Source organism: Gemmiger formicilis, assembly GCF_016900095.1.
GTDB classification, from domain to species: Bacteria; Bacillota; Clostridia; order Oscillospirales; family Ruminococcaceae; genus Gemmiger; species Gemmiger formicilis_A.
Window position 1 is genome coordinate 1 of sequence record NZ_JACJJP010000035.1, and the last position, 22765, is coordinate 22765.

Genomic DNA, 22765 nt, shown 5'->3' on the forward strand with positions numbered 1-22765 from the left:
CCACCGCGGCGCCCGCCCTGCCCCAGACCGGTGACGCCGCCTTTGCGCCCTGCTGGCTGTGGCTGCTGGGCGCGGCCGCCCTGGCGGCAGGCCTGGTCCACCGGCTGCGGTTCCGCCGCCGGTAAAAAGATACGCCCAGATGACAAAAGGCCCCGTACCGTGGCGGTACGGGGCCTTTCTGGCAGGATCCATCAGTGTTTTTCGGCGGCGGATTCGGCCAGCTGCTTGCGGAAGATGGTCCGGAAGATCAGCCGGGTCAGGGGACCGGCAAACAGCAGCTGCCAGATCAGGGCCATGGGCATGTTCATACCCCAGGTCTGCACCCAGGTGCCGAAGCTGGGGGTCTTGAACAGCAGGGTGGCGATCAGGCTCATGGTGGGGCACATGATGCAGACGATCATGGTGGAAATGGCGTAGGTGATGACCTGGGGCCGGTCGGTGGGGCGCACCACCGTGAAGGCCAGCTTGGTGGCCAGCTTTTCCACAATGAAGTATTCCAGAATCATGGCGATGGGGGCCATGATGGGCAATTCATGCAGCGCCATGCCGAAGGTGGCGTTGGTCACGCCGCCGGTGCTCAGGGCCACGTTGTATACGATCATGCCGTATACCATGATGATGGCCATAATGATGGTGTAAATGATGTTCTGCAGTCTGGTCTGGGGCATTGTTGTCTCCTTATCTCCTTTTTTTGGCATAAAAAAAGAAAAGCAGCGGGCAACCTTTCATCACTCGCTACTTTTCTTCACTACGACTACCAGTCATTAATTCTATTATTTTAGCATTTTTGGGTGCCGGTGTCAATCAGGCATCGGCCGCATCCCCGAACAGCAGGGGCTCCAGAAAGGCCAGCCGCAAAGCAAACAGCCGGGCAATGAACCCCACCAGCAGGGCCGCAATCAGGGTGCCTTCCCGCACGCCGGTGAGCAGACCCGCCAGCACAAAGGACGCCACCACCGCAATGACCGTCATGGACACGTCAAAGCAGATCTTGGTGGTGCCGAAATCCGTCTTCCAGATGCTGACCACCGCCCGCACAAAGGATTCCCCGGGCAGCATGGCCACGTCGCCCAGCACTTCCAGAAACACCCCGAAGGCCAGCACCACGCAGCCGATGAGCAGGGAAACCACCTTGGCCGGGTAGGCCTGGGGCTCCAGAAAGTCCAGCAGCACCATGGTCGGGTCGATGAAGGCCACCGAGATGGGAATCTGCAGCAGGTGTTCCGCCTTGAACCGGCGGCGCAGCATGAGCAGCTGCAAAAGAATCAGGAACAGGCTGAACGCCACGGTGAACTGGCCCAGCGTCAGGGGAAAATGCAGGCTGAGCACATAGGGAATGGCCGAGATGGGCGAGGTGCCCAGATCCGCCTTGGTGATCAGGCTGACCCCCAACGAGCTGATGAACAACCCCACCAGAAACACCAGATACCGTTTTGCCTTTTCCTTCATCTGCATCCTTCTCCTTTCTGTTTCGCAAGCAGCACAACCAAAAAAATGGCGCAAAAAAACAAGCAGGGAAAAACGCGCGGAACGCATTTTTCCCTGACTTGCACGCACCGAACATAAAATTGTCAATCTAAGAATGCTGCTATCTCATTGCATACCCGGCTTTTCCCCCTTGTCAAGGGAAAAATTGGCATCCTGCCCAAACTGGAGCTTGAAACATTGGGCAAACGGCGCATTGACGAAGAATATTCTACAACTGTAGAATAAAGACACAAAGACCTTCTACTATTGTAGAACAAACACCGAAAGGGGGCGTTCCCATGGCGGACGCAACACTGTCGCAATGGTTCCTGAATACCTTGGTCCAAGGCTGTGTGCTGGGCCTGGGGGCGCTGGCACTGCTGGCCGCCGCGCCCCGGCTGGGGCGGCGGTACGCCCCCCAGTGGTTCTGCCGGGTGTGGGCGGTGCTGGCGGTATTGCTGGTGCTGCCCCTGGGCAGTCTGCCCGCCTGGCGGCAAAAGGCCCCGGTGCAGCTCAAAACTCCCGTGGCCTGGCAGCAGCCCCTGGCAGCGCCGGTGCAGCCGGAGCCGTTGAACCGCGAAACACAGCCCGCCGCCCAAGCCCCGGCCGCGGCGGCAGGAACGGCCCAACCGGCCCAATCCCAGACGTCGCAGCCGGAGCCGGCCGCGGCCACCCTGACCCTGCCCGATCCCCTGACCCTGCTGGCCGGGGTGTGGCTGGGCGGCGGGGCGGCGTTCCTGGCCTGGCAGGGGCTGGCCTACCTGGTGTGGCGGCACAAAGCCCTGGGCCATGCCCGCCCGGCGGCGGGGTCCTGGGCCGAAGCCTGGACCCACGCCTGCGACCGGGTGCCCCTGGGACGGCCGGTAACGCTGCGGCAGACCCCCGCCGTGGGGGTGCCGGTGGCGGCGGGACTGCTGCGCCCGGTGGTGCTGGTGCCCCTGGCCGACCCGGGGCCGGTGGCCGCCCGGATGATGCTTCTCCACGAGCGCACCCACCTGCAGCGCCGGGACCTGGCGTTGAAAGGGCTGCTGCTGTTGGCCCGGGCCCTGCACTGGTACAACCCGGCGGTGATTTTGCTCTGCCGCCGGGCCGCCCGGGATCTGGAAGCCGCCTGCGATGCCCAGGTGGTGGCGGGGCATGACGCTCCCTGGCGGGGCGCTTACGGCGAAGCCCTGCTGGCCGCCGCCCGCATGGGCCGGGCCCCGGCCTTTACCACCGGGTTTGCCCCGGGCAAAAAAGACCTGAAATTCCGGTTTGCCCGGCTGTGGGACGCCGGGCCCCGGCGCCGGGGCGGGCTGGCGCTGGTGTCGGTGGGGCTGTGCGCCGCGTTGTGCGCCGGGCTCATCGCCTGTACCCCCGCCGAAATCCCTGCCCCGGCCACGGCGGAGACCTCCTCCGCCGCGCCCGCCACCCGACCCGCGGCAGAACCTGCCGCGGCGGTGCCCGACCGCAGCGGTCAGGCCGAGCGGGACCCGGCCATGCTTTCCACCCTCACCGCCAGACTGACGGCCCCGGTGCCGGAAGAACTGGAATCCGTCCCCCAACGCCTGTACAACGGCACCCAGCTGGAAGATCGGGTGGACCTGGCCATGGCGGACGGGGAAGGGGGTGTGGACTTCTGGCACAGCGAGGACAAGGGCGAAACCTACACCCAGAGCGCCCTGGACCTGACCCCGCTGCTGGGGGACGGGCCCTTCCGGGTGGCCAGCTATGAGCGGCTGACCCCGGACACCGCCTTACTGGTGATTTGCCGGGAAAGCGAACCCAACCCCGGGTCCATGAGCCAAAACAACCTGTGTATCCTGCGGCAGAACGGGGGAGACTGGCAGCTGATGAGCGAGCAGACCTGCCCGGCGGACACCGACCTGGGCGGGTGGCACACCCAGACCTTCTTCTGGCTGAACGAAAATGTGGGGTTCTGGTCCCCCCACACCGATTACGACGCGCTGAACCTGTGGCGGACCATCGACGGCGGCACCACCTGGCAGGCGCTGGACCTGTCCGGGATGGAAGAACTCCTGCCCTTTGTGGAGATTCCCGGCCTGCACACCTGCTGGGCGGGCAGCGATCCCTTGCAGCCCGCCCGGGGTAGTGTGGCGGTGCACGCCTATGCCGCCAAAGGCAATTACAGCGGCGGCCAGGAATTCTGGCTGGTGAGCAGCGATTACGGCGAGACCTGGCGGGTGCGGGCGTCCTACACCCAGGAGGGCGGCCAGCAGGCCCCCGCCTGGCTCACCCAGGAAACACCCCTGCCCCAGGAGGAAGACGCCCTGGCCGAGGAAGTGTATTCCCGGCTGCAGGATTGCCTGTACCTGAACCGGTGCACCACCGGGGACCCGGTGCTGCTGGCCTGGCAGCCCGAGGGCGACGGCTGGGTACCGGCCCAACCCGGTACCCCCAACACCCTGGAGGGGGTGTATGCCAAAGCCGCCGACGGCCTGACCGCCCAAAGCGTACAGGCGGGTATCGAGAGCACCATGACCGACGCCGCCCTGGCGGAACTTTTCCCCAACTGGCAGCAGGGACCGGTGCCCATGGTCACCGAACTGGACGGCCAGCTGTATATCCGGTGTGAGCGGGCCGCCGACCCCAACGGCGACGGCTGGTGGCTGAACGGCGGATTCGGGTACCGGGGCGAAAAGAGCTACGGCAGCGGCAACGGAGCCGGAAATGGCAACGGCAATGGAAACGGCAACGGAAACGGCGACACCCTGCGCCTGCGGTTATGGCAGGACGGGCTGGGCAGCTGTATGGACCTGCATCTGCGCCGGGACGGCAGCTGCTGGCGGCTGGACAGCACCGAGGAGATGCTGAACGTGCCCATGAACTGTCCTTTGTGCGGCGGAGAGCTGGAACAGCGGGCGGTGGACACGGCGGAAGGCGGGTTGGAAAAACAGCCCTGCATCCACCAGGCCTACGGGGAGGATTATCTCTACCCGCAATATACCGTGTACCAATATGTCTGCACCGATTGCGGACAATGGCAGAGCGACACCTGGAAGGAGGCCAACGGCCAACAGCGGATGATCTGCCACGGATACCAGTGAAAAGGAGCTTTGCCATGAAACAGCAACCCAAGCGTCTGCCCGACGCGGAACTGGAAGTGATGAAGGCCCTGTGGCAGGCGGAAGAACCCCTGACCCGGGCCCAGCTGGAACAGGCGCTGGCCGACAACGGCTGGGCGGGCACCACCCTGCTGACCCTGCTTTCCCGCCTGGAGGACAAGGGCTATGTGGCCCGTCAGCGGGAAGGCCGGGGCTACCGGTACACGGCGGTGCTCACCCGGCGGGAATACCTGCCGGTGGAAAGCCGCAGCGCCCTGGGCCGGATGTTCGCGGGCAGCGCCCGCAACCTGGTGGCGGCCATGGCCGAGACCCACAACCTTACCGACGCCGACATCGACGAGCTGGCCGACTATCTGGCCCAGCTGAAAAAACGGCATCACGCCTAGTAAATCCACACAAAAACCGCCCCCGCCGTGACCTTCTCACGGCGGGGGCGGCGGTGTTTTACAGGGTCAGGGGCATAGAACAGGTGATTTCCCGGTAGTTGGGGGCGTCGGCCCAGAAATCCGACAAGGACAGCAGCCCGATGCGGGACGCGGCCCGGTCCGCCTCCACGTTCACCCCCTCGGGGGTCACGTACCCGGCGGGCTCCCAGTTCATGGCAAAGGTGCACAGCACCTGGTCCCCGGTCACGGCAGCCAGTTCGATGGGCTGCTCCACCTCTCCCGCCATATAGGAGAGGGACAAAGGGGTCAGGGCGCCGGTGTCCGGGTCCAGGGCGTAGCGGTTCACCACAATGTCGGTGGAAACGCTGGTGGCTTTGACCAGCAGCTTGCCGTCCAGCACCGGCATCCGGCTGTCCAGGTTGATCAGGTACTGGTCCTGGGCGGTGCCCACCGTAAAGGGCCAGCTGACCGCCACCTGGCCGGAACTGCCGTCGGGTTTCAGCCAGCCGGCGCCGCCGTTCTCGTCCATCCACAGAATCCGGTCCCCGTCCACCCCGAAGCTGCGGGCCGGGTCGGCGTCGGTCCAGGTCATCAGGTCGGTGAAGCTGCCGTCGGTGGCGTACAGCCGCAGATACCGGGTGCCCGCGCCGGAACCGTCGGTCAGGTCATAGACCACGCAGAGGATCTGCCCGTCCACCACCCCCACCATGGTGTGGTTGGTGGTGGTGAACAGCCGCTGGGCTTCGCCGCCGGTCACCGGCACCCGGTACAGCCCGCCGGAAAGGGCGGTGTCCTGGGGATTTTCCTCGGTGACGCAGAAGTAGATGTACTGGTCGTCGGCCATGAGCATGGTGTTCCCGATGCTCAGATACGCCTGGCTGCTGCCCTCGTACAGCGCCTGGCGATCGGACCCGTCCCGGGCGGCGGTATACAGCACCGGCCAGGCCTCCTCCCCCCCGGCCATCATCAGGATGTGGTCCCTGTCCAGAATCCGCACCCCGTAGATCATCCGGCCGTAGGGCAGGCAGGCGGTGCAGCTGTCGGAATCGTGGGTGCAGGCCGGGTCGGCGCACAGGGGACCGGCGGTCAGGGTGGCGTAGTCCACATAGCTCACCATGGAAAGGCGGGTGTCCGCCGTGGTGCCCACGGCGTAAAACCCGTCCTCGTCCCCGGCGCTGAGGGTGTGCAGCCCCACGGGGGCGGACTCCGTCTGAACGGGGGCGGTTGCGGCCTCCCCGCGGCCGGAAGAGGCGGTGTCGGCGGTGCCTGCAAAGGGCGGGGCCGCCGTGCAGCCCGCCAGCAGGGCGGCGGCCAGGGCCAGACAGAACAGGGGATGCTTTTTCATAGGGGAACCCTCCTTGTGTTGATCTGCTTTCAGTCTGACACGGCCATGTGGCAAAGTTCTTTCAGAAATTGGCCTTGTCCTTCATGAGCATCAGGGTCAGGTAGTTCCCCGACAGCTGGCCGTAGACGGTGGCCTGCCCCTTGGCCGAGTACAGGGCCAGGGTGCTGTCGGCGGCAAAGCGGATGTCCAGGGGCGTCCAGTCGTCCAGGGCGTCCAGCCCCAGCAGGGTCATCCAGGCCCGCAGCCGGGACTCCAGATCGGCGCTGCCCGAGACGGGCAGGGTCAGGTCGGTGAGGGCCCCGGTGGAGTTCTGGCGGGAATAATACAGGCTGATGCCGTTGGCGTCCCCCTGGGGCGGGTACCACCACAGTTCGGTGCGGCGGCAGTCCCCGGTATCCCGGCAGGCGGCGGTGGCCGGGGGCTGGGCCAGCAGGGTGTCCAGGGACTGCTGTTCCCCGGCATCAATCACCCCGGCGTCGGCCAGGGCGGTCACAACCCCGGCGGCGTCGGTGCACAGGACGGCGGGGTCCTGGTCCGGCTGTTCGGGACGTTCGTCGGCGGTAAGGGATTCGCTGGCGCTGGCGTGGAGCTCATACAGCACCGGAATGGCCCGGGCGGCCTCGTCCAGGGCGCCGGTCAGGGTGGGGCGGGTCTGGACGGTGTTCAGGCGGCGGGCGTCGGCCAGGCGGGCCCACAGGGCCGGAACTCCCAGCAGCGCGGCGCAGACCAGCAGGGCCGCCGCCGTGGGCAGAATGCCTTTTTTCATTCCCGTCCCTCCTTCAGTGGCAGGCGCACGGTGGTGCCCTTGCCCGGTTCGCTCTCAAAGACAAGGGCGCTGCCGTGGGCCCGGGCGATCTCGGCACATAGGCTCAGCCCCAGACCGCTGCCCCCGGCCCGGCGGGCCCGGCTCTTGTCCACCATGTAAAAAGGCTCGGTGATGCGGGAAAGCTCCCGGGCCGCCATGCCGCAGCCGGTGTCGGTGACGGTGAGTTCCCAGCCGTCCCCCTGCCGGTGACAGCCCAGGTGCACCGCCCCGTCCCCGGGGTTGGCGTTGGCGGCGTTCAGCACAAGATTGCGCACCAGGTCCCCCAGCAGAATCCGGTCGGCCAGCACCACCGCGTCGGGGTCACAGTCGGTGCAAAGGTTGGCGGGAAAATCTTCCGGCAGACTGCGGCGCACGTCCCCGAAGACCAGCCGCACCGCCACCGGCGCCAGGGCGATGCCCCCCTGCTGCAATCCCAGCAGCTGGAGCATCTGGCGGCTCAGGGCTTCCAGCCGTTTGGACTCGTGGTAAATGTAGTCGGCGGCCTGGCGGCGGCGTTCGGGGGGCTGTTCCCCCATGCGCAGCAGGTCGGCGTAGCCCAGGATGGAGGTCATGGGGGTCTTGAGTTCATGGGTGAAGGCCGCCACAAACCGGCTCTGCCGGGCGGATTCATCCCGCAGGGCGTCCATGCGGCTTTCCACCGCGGCGGCCATGGCGTTGAAATCCTGCCCCAGGGCGTCAAATTCCGCCTGGCCGCAGGCGGGCACCCGCCGGTCGTAGGCGCCGTCGGCCATGGAGCGGGCGGCGGATTGCAGCGCCCGCAAAGGGCGGGTCATCCGGTGGGAAAACCAGGCGGCGGCGGTGCCCGCCAGCACCAGGGCGGTGAATTCCAGCAAAAGATATTGCCGCAGTTCCCGGTCCCGCTCGGCATACACCGAGGTGATGTCGTAGACGCTGACCAGCCAAAGCCCGTCCATGGTGCCCTGCAGGGGGGAGGCCAGCACCATGTACCGGCTGGTGCCGGGATAGCAGAAAGTCACCGACTGGGCCCCGCCGGCAATGGCCTGGCGCAGGGTTTCGTAGCGCACGGCGCGGGGCAGGCTGGAATACAGGGTGGTGCCCTGCTCATCCATCACCGAAAAACAGAAGGACTGGGCCCCCACCGAGCTTTGCAGCTCCCCGGCGTAGCTCCGGATCGTCCGGGCGGCGGTGACGGTGCTGTGGGCGCCGTCGGCCCGCAGGGCCTGTTCCAGGGCGCTGCGCTCCCGCTGGTGAAAGGCGGTGTTCTGGGTCTGGGACCGCAGAAGGGCGGCCTGTAGGTTCTGGTCGATGGTCCAGGCCCCGCCGATGGACAGGGTCAGGCAGAGCAGCAGCAGAATGCCCAGGGTCAGTTTGCGGGAAAAGGTCATGGCGTTTTCTCCTCCTCCAGCATGTAGCCGATGCGGGGCACCGTGCGGATGTGGTTTTCCCACCCCAGCTTGCGCCGCAGGCGGGACATGTGGATGTCCAGGGTGCGGTTGGACGGGTCGGCGTCCATGCCCCACACCAGTTCCAGCAGGGCGCTGCGGTAGAGGGTGATGCCCCGGTTGTGGAGCAAGGCCAGCAGCAGGTCGAATTCATGGGGTGTCAGGGGCACCGGCACCCCGTTTTTGGCGGCGGTGCGGGCTTCCGGGTCCACCACCACATCCCAGGCGCGCAGCCTTGTGTCCCGCCGGCCGGCGTGGCGCAGCACCCCTTCCACCCGGGCCAGCAGTTCGGGGGCGGCAAAGGGCTTGACGATGTAGTCGTAGGCCCCCAGCCGCAGTCCCCGCACCCGGTCATCCACGGCGGTGCGGGCGGTGAGAAAGATCACCGGGGTGCCGGTGGGACGGATGTAGTCCATGAGCTCGAAGCCGTCCACGTCGGGCAGCATCACGTCCAGCAGGATCAGGTCAAAGCGCTGGCTCTCGATGAGGTCGGCGGCCTGGCTGCCGCTGTGGGCCTGCACGCAGGGCAGACCGATCTGGGACAGGGTAATGGAGATGAGTTCCGCGATGGGGGCTTCGTCGTCCACCACAAGCACCGGGTACATGGGCATTCCTCCTTGTCGGGGCATTTGGATTCAGTATAGGTCGGCGATGTTGCGGGATTCTTTCGGCCAGATAGCAAAAAAGAGGGAACAGACCCGGGCGGGTCGGTTTCCTCTTTGGCATAGGGTTCAGCAGATGCGGGGCAGCTGGGCGCCGGTGAGCTTGCCCAGAATCCGGCTGCCGCCCAACGGAGTGTGCAGCACCACCTTGCCGGGGCGGCTGTCGCCCACCGTGCCGATACGGCAGGCACCCTCGCCCCCGGGCAAGGTCCGCAGGGCCGCCAGCACGGCGTCGGCGTCGGCAGGGTTCACCACCGCCAGCATCCGCCCTTCACAGGCGGCGTACAGCGGGTCCAGACCCAGCAGGTCGCAGGCGGCCGCCACCGGGGCGTCCACCGGGATGGCCTCCTCCTCCAGGTCGATGCACAGCCCGCTGCCCTCCACAAATTCGTTCAGGGTGGTGGCCACACCGCCCCGGGTGGGGTCCCGCAGAATGTGGACCTCTCCGGCCCCCAGGGCGGCGGCGCTCAGCTCGTGCAAAGGGCGGCAGTCGCTGCGCAGGTCGCCTGCCATGGGCAGGTCCCCCCGGGCCATCATGACGGCGGCGCCGTGGCAGCCCACGCTGCCGCTGATGAGCACCGCGTCCCCGGGACGCAGGGCCCCGCGGCCCAGCCCCGGGGCCCGCAGCACCCCGATGCCCGCGGTGTTGATGTACAGCCCGTCGGCGCTGCCCCGCTCCACCACCTTGGTGTCCCCGGTGACGATCTGCACCCCCGCTTCTTTGGCGGTGCGGGCGATGGAATCCACCACGGTGCGCAGGTCCGCCAGGGGCAGACCTTCCTCCAGAATCAGGGAAAGGCTCAGGTACAGCGGCTTGCCCCCGGCCATGCACAGGTCGTTGACGGTGCCGCACACCGCCAGCTTGCCGATGTCCCCGCCCGGGAACTTCCAGGGGGTGACCACAAAGCTGTCGGTGGAAAACACCGGCTTGCCGCCCAGGTCGGGCAGAACCGCCCCGTCCCCCAGGTCGTTGAGGGCGGCGTTGCCGAAGGCGGGCAGCAGAATTTCATCAATAAGCTGGGCGGTGCGCAGGCCGCCGCTGCCGTAATCCATGGTAATGATCGGTTCCATCGGTTTCATCTCCTAACAGGGTTCAGTCGGCGGGACGGTACTTCCAGGCGGCGGCACAGGCGCCCTCGCTAGAGACCATGCACGGCCCCACCGGGTCTTCCGGACGGCAGACCTTGCCGAAAAGAGGACATTGCTCGGGGTGCAGCATCCCCCGGATGACCTGCCCGCACCGGCAGCCCGGGGGCTCGGTGCCCGCCCGGCGCACAAGGCCGAACCGGGCGGCGGCGTCCCAGGGGGCGTATTCCGGCCGCAGGGCCAGGCCGCTTTGGGGAATTTCCCCCAGGCCCCGCCACAGGCTGTCGGCTGGCTGAAAGACCTTGTCCACGGCGGCCCGGGCGGCGGCGTTGCCGCCCGGCGAAACCAGGCGGGAATACTCGTTTTCCAAATCGGGGGTGCCGTCGCAGACCATGCAGACCAGCCGCCAGACGGCGTACAGCACGTCCCCGGCGTCAAAGCCGCTGACCACGGCGGGCAGGCCGTAGTCCCGGGGCAGAAATCCGAAAGCATCCGCCCCGGTGACCACTGCCACATGCCCGGGGCAGAGCAGGGCATCCACCCCGCAGTCGGGGTCGTCCAGCAGCGACCGCAAAGCCGGTTCGGTGCGCTTGAGCAGGCAGTACACCGAAAAGTTTTTCACCCCGGTTTCGGCGGCGTCCAGCACGCAGGCGGCGGTGCCGGGGGCGGTGGTCTCAAACCCCACCCCCAGGAACACCACCTGCCGGTCCGGGGTATTCCGGGCCAATTCTACCCCGTCGTCGGCGGAATAGACGGTGCGCACATCCGCCCCGGCGGCCCGGCGGCGCAAAAGGGTATCCCCCCGCATGCTGCCCGGCACCCGCAGCAGGTCGCCGTAGGTGGCAATGATCACACCCGGCCGGGCGGACAGTTCCAGCGCGGCGTCCAGCTCCCCGGCGGGGGTCACGCACACCGGGCACCCCGGGCCGGAGATGAGCTCCACCCCCGGGGCCAGCAGGCTGCGCAGCCCCGCCTTGGCAATGGCCATGGTGTGGGTGCCGCAGATCTCCATGATCCGCACGGGGGCGCGGTTTTCGGTGCGGCGGCGGATGTCCGCCACCAGCCGGGCCGCCCCCTCGGGGTTGCGGAAGGCGTTCAGCCAGGCATCACAGGGCATGGATGGCCTCCTCAATGCAGGCCAGGTTCTCGGCGGCCTGCTCGGGGGTGAGCTTTTCGATGGCAAAGCCCGCGTGGACCATCACATAGTCCCCCACGGCGATGCCGGGCAGAAAATCCACCCGCAGATTCTGGGTCAGCCCGGCGGCTTCCCCCACGGCGTGTTTGCCGTCGCCTTCCAGCGAAACAATCTTCAAAGGAACTGCAAGACACATGCAGCAACCCTCCCGTTATACAAAATCAACTGTCAAGGCCCGCGGCGCCGATGGCCAGCTGGCCCAGGGCCAGCCCTTCGTCGGAGGGGGAGACCCGCTTGTGGGTGTATACCCGGTAACCCGCCCCTTCCAGCCGGGCGGTGACCCCGTCCAGCAGGGCCCGGTTCAGAAACACCCCGCCCGAAAGCACCACCGGCAGCTTATCCGGGTTCAGCGCCCGGCACTGGTCCAGGGCCATGGCGCACAGCGCCTGCTGGAACCCGGCGGCCAGGGCGGCGGGGTCGGTCCCTGCGGCTTTGCCGGTGCACAGCGCCCGGATCAGGGGCCGGGTGTCGAAAAACCGCACCCCGGCGTCCTCGTAAAAGGCGGGGGTGTACAGGGCGGCGGGGGCGGCGCCCTCGGCCAGGGCTTCCAGCAGGGCCGGGGCCTGGCCGTCGTACCCGGCACTTATCCGGCCGGTGAGCAGGGCATACACCCCGTCAAACAGCCGCCCCATGCCGGAGGACCGGGGGCAGCGGTAGCCGCTGTTCAGCAGGGCGGCCACCCCTTCCCGGCGGGGAAAGTCCGGGGCCAGGTCGGCACAGCCCGCGTCGGTGGCCAGGGCCAGGGCGGTGCGGCCGATCTGGACGGCGCACACATCGCCCCCCGGCAGGGCCACGGGGCGCAGCGAGCCCACCCGGCGGTAAGAACGGAAATCTCCGATCAGACATTCCCCGCCCCAGATGGTCCCGTCCTCCCCCAGGCCGGTGCCGTCCCAGACCAGGCCGAACACCGGCCCGGTCAGCCGGTTGTCCGCCATGCAGGCGGCCATGTGGGCCCAGTGGTGCTGGACCTGCCGCAGGGGCAGACCCCGCTGCCGGGCCAGCTCTTCGGCCAGGCGGGTGGAGGCGTAGTCGGGGTGTAAATCGCACACCAGGGCCTGGGGCACAAGTCCGAACAGGTCCAGGGTGGAGTGCAGGGCGGTGCGGTAGTGGTCCAGCGTCTCGGCGTTTTTCAGGTCGCCGATGTACTGGCTCACAAAGGCGTGGCGGCCCCGCCCGGCGGCAAAGGAGCCTTTCTGCTCCGCCCCCAGGGCCAGCACCCCGGTGGCGTCCCGGTCCAGCAACAGGGGCTGGGGGGCGTAGCCCCGGCTGTGGCGGAAAAACACCGGCGCGCCCCGCCAGACCATGGCCAGGGAGTCGTCGCACCGGTTGGCGATGGGCCGGTCGTGCAACAGAAACCCGTCCGCCACCCCGTGCAGCACGGCCAGGGCTTCCTCGTTGTCGATGAGCACCGGGCAGCACGGGCGGTTGGCGCTGGTCATCACCGCCAGGTCGGGGCCGCCAGCCTGGCCGTCCAGCAGCAGGATGTGCAGCGGGGTGTAGGGCAGCATGACCCCCAGCCGGGTGGTGGCGCTGAGCCAGCCCTGCCCGGCGGGGTCCCTTTTGGAAAGGAGCAGGATGGGCCGCCGGGGGCTTTGGAGCAGGGCGGCCTCCGCCTCCGAAAGGCGGCAGAACCGCCCGGCGGCCTCCAGGTCCCGGGCCATGAGGGCCAGAGGCTTTTCCGGCCGGTGTTTGCGGCGGCGCAGCCGGGCCACGGCGTTGGGGTCGTCCGCCCGGCAGGCCAGGTGGATGCCCCCGGTGCCCTTCACCGCCACAATCTGCCCGGCGGCCAGGGCCTGCTGGGCCAGGGCGATGGGGTCCCCGGGCAGGGGATGGCCCTCGGCGTCCAGGTAGATGGCCCGGGGCCCGCACACCGGGCAGCAGTTGGGCTGGGCATGGTAGCGGCGGCTGGTGATGTCGGTGTATTCGGCTTCACAGTCGGGACACATGGCAAACCCGGCCATGGTGGTGGCGGGGCGGTCGTAGGGCAGGCGGCGGATGATGGAAAACCGGGGCCCGCAGTCGGTACAGTTGATGAAGGGATACCGGTACCGCCGGCCTTGGGGGTCGTTCATCTCCGCCAGACAGGCGGGGCAGGGGGCCAGGTCGGGGGATACCAGGGTGGCCGCCGCCCCTTCCCGGCTGGGCAGGATGGAAAAGCCTCTTTCCCCGGTGGGGGGCACCGGCTGCACCTGTACCTTCTCGATCACCGCCAACGGCGGCGGTGCGGTGCGCAGGATGCTTTGAAAGTCGTCCAGGGCGGCTTTGGGGCCTTCCAGCTCCAGCTCCAGCCCGGCGGCGGTGTTGCGGGCCCAGCCGCTCAGACCCAGGCGGGCGGCCTGCCGGTGGACAAAGGGGCGGAACCCCACCCCCTGCACGATCCCTTCAATGAGAAAATGCAGCCGGGTCATGCCTGGGGAGCCAGGGCTTCGCGCACCTTGTCCGCAATGTGGGCGGCCAGGGTGTCCAAGCCGTCGCCGGTGCGGCTGGATACCCGGAACAGCGGGCCTTCGGGGTTCACGCCCTTGTAGTCCGCCGCCACCCGGTCCACATCAAAGTCAAAATAGGGGAGCATATCGCACTTGTTCAGCACCAGGCAGGAAGTGTCGGTGAACATCAGGGGGTACTTGGCCACCTTGTCGTCCCCTTCGGGGATGCTCAGCACGGTGATGCGGAAATTCTCCCCGATGTCGAACTCCGCCGGGCAGACCAGGTTGCCGATGTTCTCCACAAACAGCACGTCCACGCTGTCCAGGTCAAAGTCCGGCAGGATGTGCTGGATGCTCATGGCCTCGATGTGGCAGGCGCCGTCGGTGTTCAGCTGCACCGCCGGAATCTGCAGCGCCGCAATCTTTTCGGCGTCGATCTGGCCGGTGATGTCCCCCTCAATGACCCCGATGGCAAACTGTTCCCGCAGCCGGGCAATGAGGGCGGTGATCAGGCTGGTCTTGCCCGCCCCCGGGCTGCCCATGACGTTGATCAGGCAGACCTTGTGGTCTTTCAGGGTGCGGCGCACCTCGGCGCTCACGTCCTCGTTCCATTCCATGACCTGATGCAGCACTTTGATTTCCATTACTCGTCAACCTCCAGACTTTCCACCATGAATTCCTTGCCCGAAAGCCGCTTCAGACGCAGACTGCCGCAGTAAGGGCAGGCAATGTGGGCGCGGTCAATTTCCCCTTCCCGCCCGCAGTCCCGGCACAGGACCTTCAGGGGCACCGTGGTCACCTTGATCTTGGCCCCCTCGGCAAGGGTGCCTTTGGCCAGCACGTCCAGGTACATCTGCACGCATTCCGGCACCACGCCGGAAAAGGGCCCCATGCGCAGGCGAATTTCGCGGATGTGCGTTGCTTTCTGGTCCCGGGCGGCCTGCAGAGCAATGTCCAGAATGCTCTGGGTGATGGCAAGCTCATGCATCGGGAAAATGCCCCCTTCCGGCAGGAATTTTGCAGGACAAAACGGCGGATGAATCCGCCGCGCTCCTTTATTGTAACACCATCCGACACAGAAATCCATACGGGGAAATGGTCTTGTAAATAGGAAAAAAGAGGACTATAATGAAACTAATTTGTCAAAAAATTTGTATGATTGTCCGGGAAAGTTCCCCGAGGAGGTTGTTTTTATGGCAATCATTCCAATTTTGATCGGGTGGCCTGCCCTGATGGCGTTGGTGATTCCCTGCATCCGCGATACCCGCTTGCGCGGCCGCGTGGTGTACGGGGGCGCCGCCGTGATCATGGTGCTGGCCGCCTTTTTGCTGGGCGCCTGGCTGCAGGGCGGCGGCGGAATTGTCAGTCTGTGCGGCGAAGTGCCCCTGATTGACCACCTGATGCTGGCCGGCGAGTTCGCCCTCATGGTCCTCATCGTCTATCTGAGCATCAAGTACAAAAAGTACCCGGTGGTGCTGCTTTCGGTGGGGCAGACCTGTCTGATGGCCTGGTCGGAACTGACCTGCCCGGTGGAATCCCCCACCCACATCCAGCTGGACTGCCTGTCCATGCTCATGCTGATCATCGTGGCCTTTGTGGGCGGGCTGATCTGCATCTACGCCGTGGGCTACATGCAGGCCTACCACCAGCACCACAAGGACTACCAGGACCGCAGCGGGTTCTTCTTCTCCATGCTGTTCTTCTTCCTGGCGGCCATGAACGGGCTGGTTCTGTCCGAAAACCTCGTCTGGATGTACTTCTTCTGGGAGATCACCTCGGTCATCTCCTTTCTGCTCATCGGTTACACCCGCACCGAAGAGGCCGTCAACAACAGCTTCCGCGCTTTGTGGATGAACCTGTTGGGCGGCTTTGGCTTTGCCATCGCCATTGTGGTGGCGGCCCACACCCTGCACACCGTGCAGCTGGGGGAACTGGTCGCAGCCAAGGTCACCATCCCGGTGGTGCTGCTGGCCTTTGCGGGCCTGACCAAGTCGGCCCAGCTGCCCTTCTCCAGCTGGCTGCTGGGCGCCATGGTGGCGCCCACCCCCTCCAGCGCGCTGCTGCACAGCGCCACCATGGTCAAGGCGGGCGTCTACCTGCTCATCCGGCTGGCCCCCGCCATGGCGGGCAACATGACCGGCATGACCGTGGCTTTCATCGGCGGCTTTACCTTCATTGCCACCAGCATGATGGCCATTGCCCAGAATGACGGCAAAAAGGTGCTGGCCTTCTCCACCGTGTCCAACCTGGGCCTGATCGTGGCCTGTGCGGGCATCGGCGCCGAGGAGACCATCTGGGCCGCGGTGCTCTTGATGATCTTCCATTCGGTGAGCAAGTCCATGCTGTTCCAGGCGGTGGGCTCCATCGAGAACACCCTGGGCTCCCGCGACATCGAGGACATGCACGGTCTTCTGCTGCGCCTGCCCCGGCTGACCTACATCATGGGCATCGGCATTGCGGGCATGTACCTGGCGCCCTTCGGCATGCTGATCTCCAAGTGGGTGGCCCTGAAAGCCTTTGTGGATGCGGAAAACTACCTGCTGGTCATCTTCCTGGCCTACGGCAGCGCCACCACTATGCTCTACTGGACCAAGTGGCTGTGCAAGCTGGTGTCTTTGCACCACACCAAGGTGAAGGTCACCGACGCCACCCACCCCGACCAGTATCTGTCCATGTACATCCATGCGGCGGCCACTCTGGGGCTGTGCCTGCTCTTCCCGCTGGTGTCCTCCCGGGTGGTCACCCCCATCATTGAGGAACTGTACGGCACCGCCCACGAGGTGCTGTCCATGAGCGTGCTGACTACCATGGCCATCATGCTGGTCAGCGTGCTGTTTGTGCCCTCCTTGATGTTCTTGCTCACCCGGTCCGCCCACCGGCACTATGTGCCCATCTACATGGGCGGCATCAACGAAGGGGACAACACCTACTTCACCAACAGTTTCGGGGAACCGGAACATCTGTATCTGAGCAACTGGTACATGCGGTTTGAATTCGGCCGTCGCCGCCTCATGCGGCCGGGCGTCATCATCTCCGCCGGGGTGCTCATTGTCATGCTCTGCGTGATCATAGGAGGTGCGGTATAATGCCGGTTGTTTCTGTTTTGGGGTATCTGCTGCTGGCGCCCCTGGTGGGCGGCCTGCTGGACGGCCTGGACCGGCGCGTCAGCGCCCGGATGCAGGGGCGTCAGGGCCCGCCCATGATGCAGCCCTTCTACGACATCAAAAAACTGTTTTCCAAGCAGATGATCGCCGTCAACAGCGTGCAGATGCTGCTCAACCTGAGTTATCTGGTGTTTCTGGCCGTGGCGGGGTCCATGCTCTTTGCCGGGGCGGACATCCTCATGTGCCTGTTCATCCTATCCACCGCTGATATGTTCCTGGTCATGGCGGCCTCCAGCGATTCTTCCCCCTTCGCCACCCTGGGCGCCGGGCGGGAGATGATCCAGATGATGGCCTACGAACCCCTGACCCTGCTCATGGCCGTGGGCTTCTACCTGGCCACCGGCAGCTTCCATGTGGGGGACATCATCCGCATGCCCCACAGCGCGGTGCTGGTCATGCCGGGATTTCTGCTGGGATTCATGTTCATCACCGCCATCAAGCTGCGCAAGTCGCCCTTTGACCTGTCCACCAGCCACCATGCCCACCAGGAGATGGTCAAGGGCATCACCACCGAGATGGCCGGCCCCACCCTGGCCGTGATGAACATTGCCGAATACTACGAGATGGTGCTCATGCTGGGCATTGTGGCTTTGTTCTTCCTCAACGAACACTGGTGGAGCTGGCCCATTGCCATTGCGGCCTGCCTGGTGGTGTTTTTGCTGGAAATTCTGTGGGACAACGTGTCCGCCCGCGTGAAGTGGCGCACCCTGCTGGACAGCTGCTGGGTGGTCACCCTGCTTACCGGCGGACTCAACGGTCTGATTCTCATGCTGGTACGCTGAGTAAAGGGGGAAAACACAATGAAAAAACTGGCAAAGTCCCCCTGGCTGCTGCATTACGATGCCAGCAGCTGCAACGGGTGTGACATTGAGGTGCTGGCCTGCACCACGCCCAAATACGATATCGAACGCTTCGGCATCATTAACACCGGCGACCCCTTCCAGGCGGATATCCTGCTGATCACCGGCGGGGTGAACGCCCAGTGCGAAAGCGTGGTCAAGCAGCTGTACGAGCAGATGCCCAACCCCAAGGTTGTGGTGGCTGTGGGCATCTGCGCCTGCACCGGCGGCGTGTTCAAGGACTGCTACAACATCAAGGGCGGCATTGACACGGTGATCCCGGTGGATGTGTACGTGCCCGGCTGCGCCGCCCGGCCCCAGGCCATCATCGACGGCGTGGTGAAGGCGCTGGAGATCCTGGAACAAAAGCGGGAAGATTACCATGAAAACGAGAAAAAGGAGGAGGGCTGACCATGGAAGCTGCCAACACGATTGAACCCATCACCCTGGAACAGTTCATGCCCCAGGTGATCCGGTTCAAGATGGACGGCTGGCGGGTGGTGCAGATCTGCGCCGTGCGCCTGCCCGACGGGTATGAACTGAGCTACTCCTTCGCCAAGGGGTACGACATGCGCACCCTGCGCCTGACCATCGGCACCGACGACACGGTGCCCAGCATCACCCAGGTGTATCCCGGGGCCTTCTTGCAGGAAAACGAGGCCGCCGAGCTCTTCGGGGTGAAGGTGGAGAGCATCCAGGGCGATTATCACGACAAGCTGTACCGCATTGCGCGGCCCACGCCGTTCAAGGAAAAGGGGTAAGAGTATGGCAAAACGAAGCATTGTGCCCTTTGGTCCCCAGCATCCCGTCCTGCCCGAACCCATCCACCTGGACCTGGTTCTGGAGGACGAAGTGGTGGTGGAAGCGGTGCCCAGCATCGGCTTTGTCCACCGCGGTCTGGAAAAACTGGTGGAGACCAAGGACTTCAAGGAGTACGTCTATATTGCGGAGCGGGTCTGCGGCATCTGCAGCTTCGGCCACGGGCTGGGCTACTGCCAGACGCTGGAACAGATCATGAACCTGGAGGTGCCCCCCCGGGCGCGGTATCTGCGCACCATCTGGATGGAGATGAGCCGGGTACACTCCCACCTTTTGTGGCTGGGCCTGCTGGCCGACGCCATGGGCTTTGAAAGCCTGTTCATGGAAAGCTGGAAGCTGCGGGAACAGATTCTGGACATGTTCGACGCCACCACCGGCGGCCGGGTGATCTTCTCGGTGAACTGCATCGGCGGGGTGCTCAAGGACATGGACGAGACCATGCTCAAGAACATCGTGGACACCTGCAACGAGATGGAGAAGGAGCTCAAGCCCATCGCCGACGCCTTTTTGCGGGACTACACCACCGGTTCCCGTCTGCACGGGCTGGGGGTGCTGACCCCCGAACAGGCCACTCTTATGGGCGCGGTGGGACCCATGCTGCGGGCCAGCGGCATCGCCTACGACGCCCGCAAACTGGGCTACGCCGCCTACGGCGACCTGGACCTGGAACCCATCACCGCCACCGACGGCGATTCCTACGCCCGGTGCGAGGTGCGTATCAAGGAGATCAGCCAGTCCTTCGACCTCATCCGCCAGGCGGCGGCCAAAATTCCCGCCGGGCCCATCGCCGTGCCGGTGAAGGGCTTCCCCAAGGGCGAGTACTTCACCCGCATCGAGCAGCCCCGGGGCGAGGCCATCTACTATGTGAAGGCCAACGGCACCAAGTTCATCGACCGGTTCCGTCTGCGCACCCCCACCACCAGCAACATTCCGCCCATGCTGAACATGCTCAAGGGCTGCCAGCTGGCCGACGTGCCTCTGCTGATTCTGACCATCGACCCCTGCATCAGCTGTACCGAGAGGTGAAACCAAGATGAGTTCGTTGAAATTTATCCCTTTTGCGGGGGTGGCGCTGAAAAACCTGTTCCGCAAACCGGTCACCACCAGCTATCCCTTTGCCCCCGCCCAGTATCCCGAGCGGATGCGCGGACATATCGAAATCGACATTGAATCCTGCATCAGCTGCGGCATGTGCGCCCGCAGCTGCCCACCCGGGGCCCTCACGGTGGACCGGGCCGCCGGCACATGGACCATCCAGCGGTTTGACTGTGTCCAGTGCGGCAACTGCGTCAATGTCTGCCCCAAAAAGTGCCTGAAGATGGTCCCGGGCTACACCACCCCCGACTGCACCAAGCACAGCGATACCTACACCCGCACCACTCCGCTGCCCAAACCGGCGCCCCGCCCGGCGGCCAAACCCGCCGCCGCGGGTACCGCAGCCCCCGCCGCGCCCCAGGCACCGGCGGCAAAAACCGAGTAAAGAACCCTGGACCGCGCCCTGCCGGGCGCGGTTTTTTGTGCCCTTGCGTATTGTGGAAAACAGGGGCTTGTGGTAGAATAAACTGGATTGTAAGAGAAATTCCGCCTTGGGCGGAATTTGTGGGAAAGAAGCCAGGAGGCAAAGAGAGACAATGACATTGAAGGAACTAGCCATCGGCAAAGCCGCCACCATTGTGACGGTGGGCGGGGAAGGGGCCCTGCGCCAGCACCTGCTGGACATGGGACTGATTCCCGGCGCCCGGGTGAGCATGGTGAAGTTTGCGCCCATGGGGGACCCCGTGGAGGTGCGCATCAACAGCTATGAGCTGACCCTGCGGCTGGCCGATGCGGAAAAGATCGAGATCAGGGACGTGGCCGACGCCGAGAAGGCCGCCGCGGCGGTGCGCAAGCGGGGGCTGCCCCTGCCTCACCCGGGCCTGGGCGAAAGCGGCAAATACCACAGCAAGGCGGACGAAAACCCCCTGCCGGAGGGAACCATCCTCACCTTTGCCCTGGCGGGCAACCAGAACTGCGGCAAAACCACCCTGTTCAACCAGCTCACCGGCTCCAACCAGCATGTGGGCAACTTCCCCGGGGTCACGGTGGACCGCAAGGACGGCCCCATCCGGGGCCACGCGGGCACCAGCGTCACCGACCTGCCGGGCATCTACTCCATGTCCCCCTATTCCAGCGAGGAGATCGTCACCCGGAATTTTCTGCTGGATGAGCATCCCCGGGGCATCATCAACATTGTGGACGCCACCAACATCGAGCGCAACCTCTATCTGACCATGCAGCTCATGGAGCTGGACATCCCCATGGTGCTGGCCCTGAACATGATGGACGAGGTGCGGGAAAACGGTGGTTCCATCCGGGTCAACGAGATGGAATCCGCCCTGGGCATCCCGGTGGTGCCCATCTCCGCCGCCAAGAACGAGGGCATCGACGAGCTGGTCTCCCACGCGCTGCACGTGACCAAGTACCAGGAACGCCCGGGCCGGCAGGACTTCTGCGACGTGAACGACCACGGCGGCGCGGTGCACCGCTGCCTGCACAGCATCATGCACCTGATCGAGGACCACGCCGAGGCGGAAAAGATCCCCCTGCGGTTTGCGGCCACCAAGATTGCCGAGGGCGACCAGCTGATCCTGGACCAGCTGAAACTCAGCGACAACGAAAAGCAGATGCTGGAATCCATCATCCGCCAGATGGAGACCGAGCGCGGCCTGGATCGGGCCGCCGCCATCGCGGACATGCGCTTCACCTTTATTGAAAAGGTCTGCGCCGGCACGGTGGTCAAGCCCCACGAGAGCAAGGAACACCTGCGCAGCGTGCAGATGGACAAGATCCTCACCGGGCGCTACACCGCCATCCCCTGCTTCATCGGCATCATGGCCCTGGTGTTCTTCCTCACCTTCAACGTCATCGGCGCGGCGCTGTCCGCCGTGCTGGACTGGGCCATCACCGCCCTGACCAACGTTGTGGACGCGGGCATGACCGCCCTGCATGTGAACGAGGTGCTCCACTCTCTGGTCATCGACGGCATCTTCAACGGCGTGGGCAGCGTGCTCAGCTTTTTGCCCATCATCGTCACCCTCTTCTTCTTCCTCTCTCTGCTGGAGGACAGCGGCTATATGGCCCGGGTGGCCTTCGTCATGGACAAGCTGCTGCGCAAGATTGGCCTTTCGGGCCGCAGCATCGTGCCCATGCTCATCGGCTTCGGCTGCACCGTGCCCGGCGTCATGGCCAGCCGCACCCTGCCTTCCGAGCGGGACCGCAAGATGACCATCCTGCTCACCCCCTACATGAGCTGTTCCGCCAAGCTGCCCATCTACGGCTTCTTTGCGGCCAACTTCTTCCCCGGCAAGGCGGGTATTGTCATGTTTGCGCTGTACTTCGGCGGTATCGCCGTGGGCATCCTCATGGCCATCCTGCTGCGGGGGTCCCTCTTCCACGGCGAGGCGGTGCCCTTCGTCATGGAACTGCCCAACTACCGTCTGCCCGGCGCCAAGAACGTGAGCCAGCTGCTGTGGGAAAAGGCCAAGGACTTTTTGCAGCGCGCCTTCACCGTCATCTTTGTGGCCACCATCGTCATCTGGTTCCTGCAGACCTTTGACACCCATCTGGCCGTGGTGACGGATTCCCAGCAGAGCATCCTGGCGGTGATCGCCGGCTGGATCGCCCCCGTCTTTGCCCCCCTGGGCTTCGGCGACTGGCGCATCTCCACCGCCCTCATCTCCGGCTTTATGGCCAAGGAAAGCGTGGTCTCCACCCTGTCGGTGCTCTTCGGCTCCACCCAGCAGCTGCTGGCCACCATCACCCCCCTGGCAGCCGCCAGCCTGCTGGCCTTCTGCCTGCTGTACACCCCCTGCGTGGCGGCCATCGCCGCCATCAAGCGGGAACTGGGCACCAAGTGGGCCGCGGCTGTGGTGGTCACCCAGTGCGTGGTGGCCTGGCTGGCGGCCGGTGCGGTCCGCCTGGTGGGCCTGCTCTTCGGCCTTGTGTGATTTCGGCTTTTCCGGCGTCCGCCTGTTCGGCGGGCGCTTTTTTTGCCCGGGGGATTGACAAGAGGAAAAAAGGGGCTATAATAACACATAAAGAAA

Annotated in this window: 21 protein-coding genes; 9 read left to right on the forward strand and 12 right to left on the reverse strand. The window is 65.4% G+C overall.

Going from position 1 to position 22765, the window contains the following annotated elements:
- Positions 1 to 191 precede the first annotated feature (191 nt).
- Together H6B15_RS13220 and H6B15_RS13225 are read right to left on the reverse strand one after the other, a co-directional pair.
- Positions 192 to 668, reverse strand: a complete 477-nt coding sequence (locus H6B15_RS13220; RefSeq protein WP_204648478.1) for a DUF2798 domain-containing protein — start codon at positions 666 to 668, stop codon at positions 192 to 194.
- A gap of 136 nt (positions 669 to 804) precedes the next feature.
- Positions 805 to 1455: a YczE/YyaS/YitT family protein gene (locus tag H6B15_RS13225; RefSeq protein ID WP_243424425.1), complete on the reverse strand. Its 651-nt coding sequence runs from the start codon at positions 1453 to 1455 to the stop codon at positions 805 to 807.
- 311 nt (positions 1456 to 1766) lie between these two features.
- Between H6B15_RS13225 and H6B15_RS13230 the strand changes: the two genes are divergently transcribed.
- Together H6B15_RS13230 and H6B15_RS13235 are read left to right on the forward strand one after the other, a co-directional pair.
- Complete coding sequence (locus H6B15_RS13230; RefSeq protein ID WP_204648479.1) at positions 1767 to 4514, forward strand: M56 family metallopeptidase; 2748 nt, start codon at positions 1767 to 1769, stop codon at positions 4512 to 4514.
- 14 nt (positions 4515 to 4528) lie between these two features.
- Positions 4529 to 4918: a BlaI/MecI/CopY family transcriptional regulator gene (locus tag H6B15_RS13235; protein WP_204648480.1), complete on the forward strand. Its 390-nt coding sequence runs from the start codon at positions 4529 to 4531 to the stop codon at positions 4916 to 4918.
- A 58-nt stretch (positions 4919 to 4976) separates the two neighbouring features.
- Here the strand turns inward: H6B15_RS13235 and H6B15_RS13240 are convergent, their stop codons facing one another.
- The 10 genes from H6B15_RS13240 to hypA all read right to left on the reverse strand — a co-directional run bounded on the left by H6B15_RS13240 (position 4977) and on the right by hypA (position 14849).
- Complete coding sequence (locus H6B15_RS13240; protein WP_204648481.1) at positions 4977 to 6263, reverse strand: hypothetical protein; 1287 nt, start codon at positions 6261 to 6263, stop codon at positions 4977 to 4979.
- Between the two features lie 61 nt (positions 6264 to 6324).
- A complete protein-coding gene (locus H6B15_RS13245; protein ID WP_204648482.1) occupies positions 6325 to 7029 on the reverse strand; it encodes a hypothetical protein in 705 nt (234 codons plus the stop codon).
- Positions 7026 to 8435, reverse strand: a complete 1410-nt coding sequence (locus H6B15_RS13250; protein WP_204648483.1) for a sensor histidine kinase — start codon at positions 8433 to 8435, stop codon at positions 7026 to 7028. The genes H6B15_RS13245 and H6B15_RS13250 overlap by 4 nt, the downstream gene beginning before the upstream one ends.
- The gene (locus H6B15_RS13255; RefSeq protein ID WP_204648484.1) at positions 8432 to 9097 is read right to left on the reverse strand and encodes a response regulator transcription factor; all 666 of its coding nucleotides are present in this window, start codon (positions 9095 to 9097) and stop codon (positions 8432 to 8434) included. The genes H6B15_RS13250 and H6B15_RS13255 overlap by 4 nt, the downstream gene beginning before the upstream one ends.
- A gap of 126 nt (positions 9098 to 9223) precedes the next feature.
- Entirely contained in the window at positions 9224 to 10225 is a 1002-nt protein-coding gene (gene hypE / locus H6B15_RS13260; RefSeq protein WP_204648485.1) for a hydrogenase expression/formation protein HypE, read from the reverse strand.
- A gap of 22 nt (positions 10226 to 10247) precedes the next feature.
- A complete protein-coding gene (gene hypD, locus H6B15_RS13265) occupies positions 10248 to 11357 on the reverse strand; it encodes a hydrogenase formation protein HypD (RefSeq protein WP_204648486.1) in 1110 nt (369 codons plus the stop codon).
- A complete protein-coding gene (locus H6B15_RS13270) occupies positions 11347 to 11571 on the reverse strand; it encodes a HypC/HybG/HupF family hydrogenase formation chaperone (protein ID WP_204648487.1) in 225 nt (74 codons plus the stop codon). Before H6B15_RS13270 ends, hypD begins: the two co-directional genes overlap by 11 nt.
- A 25-nt stretch (positions 11572 to 11596) precedes the next feature.
- Positions 11597 to 13843: a carbamoyltransferase HypF gene (gene hypF, locus H6B15_RS13275; protein WP_204648488.1), complete on the reverse strand. Its 2247-nt coding sequence runs from the start codon at positions 13841 to 13843 to the stop codon at positions 11597 to 11599.
- The gene (hypB, locus tag H6B15_RS13280) at positions 13840 to 14505 is read right to left on the reverse strand and encodes a hydrogenase nickel incorporation protein HypB (RefSeq protein ID WP_204648489.1); all 666 of its coding nucleotides are present in this window, start codon (positions 14503 to 14505) and stop codon (positions 13840 to 13842) included. Before hypB ends, hypF begins: the two co-directional genes overlap by 4 nt.
- Entirely contained in the window at positions 14505 to 14849 is a 345-nt protein-coding gene (hypA, locus tag H6B15_RS13285) for a hydrogenase maturation nickel metallochaperone HypA (RefSeq protein WP_204648490.1), read from the reverse strand. The genes hypB and hypA overlap by 1 nt, the downstream gene beginning before the upstream one ends.
- 205 nt (positions 14850 to 15054) lie before the next feature.
- Here hypA and H6B15_RS13290 point away from each other — a divergent pair, with 205 nt between their 5' ends.
- From H6B15_RS13290 to feoB, 7 genes are all read left to right on the forward strand, one after another.
- Positions 15055 to 16947, forward strand: coding sequence for an NADH-quinone oxidoreductase subunit 5 family protein (locus H6B15_RS13290; RefSeq protein WP_243424426.1), 1893 nt, complete (start codon positions 15055 to 15057; stop codon positions 16945 to 16947).
- Complete coding sequence (locus H6B15_RS13295) at positions 16947 to 17807, forward strand: respiratory chain complex I subunit 1 family protein (RefSeq protein ID WP_204648491.1); 861 nt, start codon at positions 16947 to 16949, stop codon at positions 17805 to 17807. The genes H6B15_RS13290 and H6B15_RS13295 overlap by 1 nt, the downstream gene beginning before the upstream one ends.
- 18 nt (positions 17808 to 17825) lie before the next feature.
- Positions 17826 to 18275, forward strand: coding sequence for an NADH-quinone oxidoreductase subunit B family protein (locus H6B15_RS13300; protein ID WP_204648492.1), 450 nt, complete (start codon positions 17826 to 17828; stop codon positions 18273 to 18275).
- A gap of 2 nt (positions 18276 to 18277) precedes the next feature.
- Complete coding sequence (locus H6B15_RS13305; RefSeq protein ID WP_204648493.1) at positions 18278 to 18625, forward strand: NADH-quinone oxidoreductase subunit C; 348 nt, start codon at positions 18278 to 18280, stop codon at positions 18623 to 18625.
- A 4-nt stretch (positions 18626 to 18629) separates the two neighbouring features.
- Positions 18630 to 19709 (forward strand): nickel-dependent hydrogenase large subunit, encoded by a 1080-nt coding sequence (locus tag H6B15_RS13310; RefSeq protein ID WP_204648494.1) that lies wholly within the window; start codon positions 18630 to 18632, stop codon positions 19707 to 19709.
- Positions 19710 to 19716: 7 nt separating this feature from the next.
- Positions 19717 to 20163 carry a 4Fe-4S dicluster domain-containing protein gene (locus H6B15_RS13315; RefSeq protein ID WP_204648495.1) on the forward strand — a complete coding sequence of 149 codons (447 nt, stop codon included), beginning with the start codon at positions 19717 to 19719 and terminating at the stop codon, positions 20161 to 20163.
- 151 nt (positions 20164 to 20314) lie between these two features.
- On the forward strand, positions 20315 to 22669 hold the full coding sequence (gene feoB / locus H6B15_RS13320; RefSeq protein ID WP_204648496.1) for a ferrous iron transport protein B: 2355 nt from the start codon (positions 20315 to 20317) through the stop codon (positions 22667 to 22669).
- Positions 22670 to 22765 lie beyond the last annotated feature (96 nt).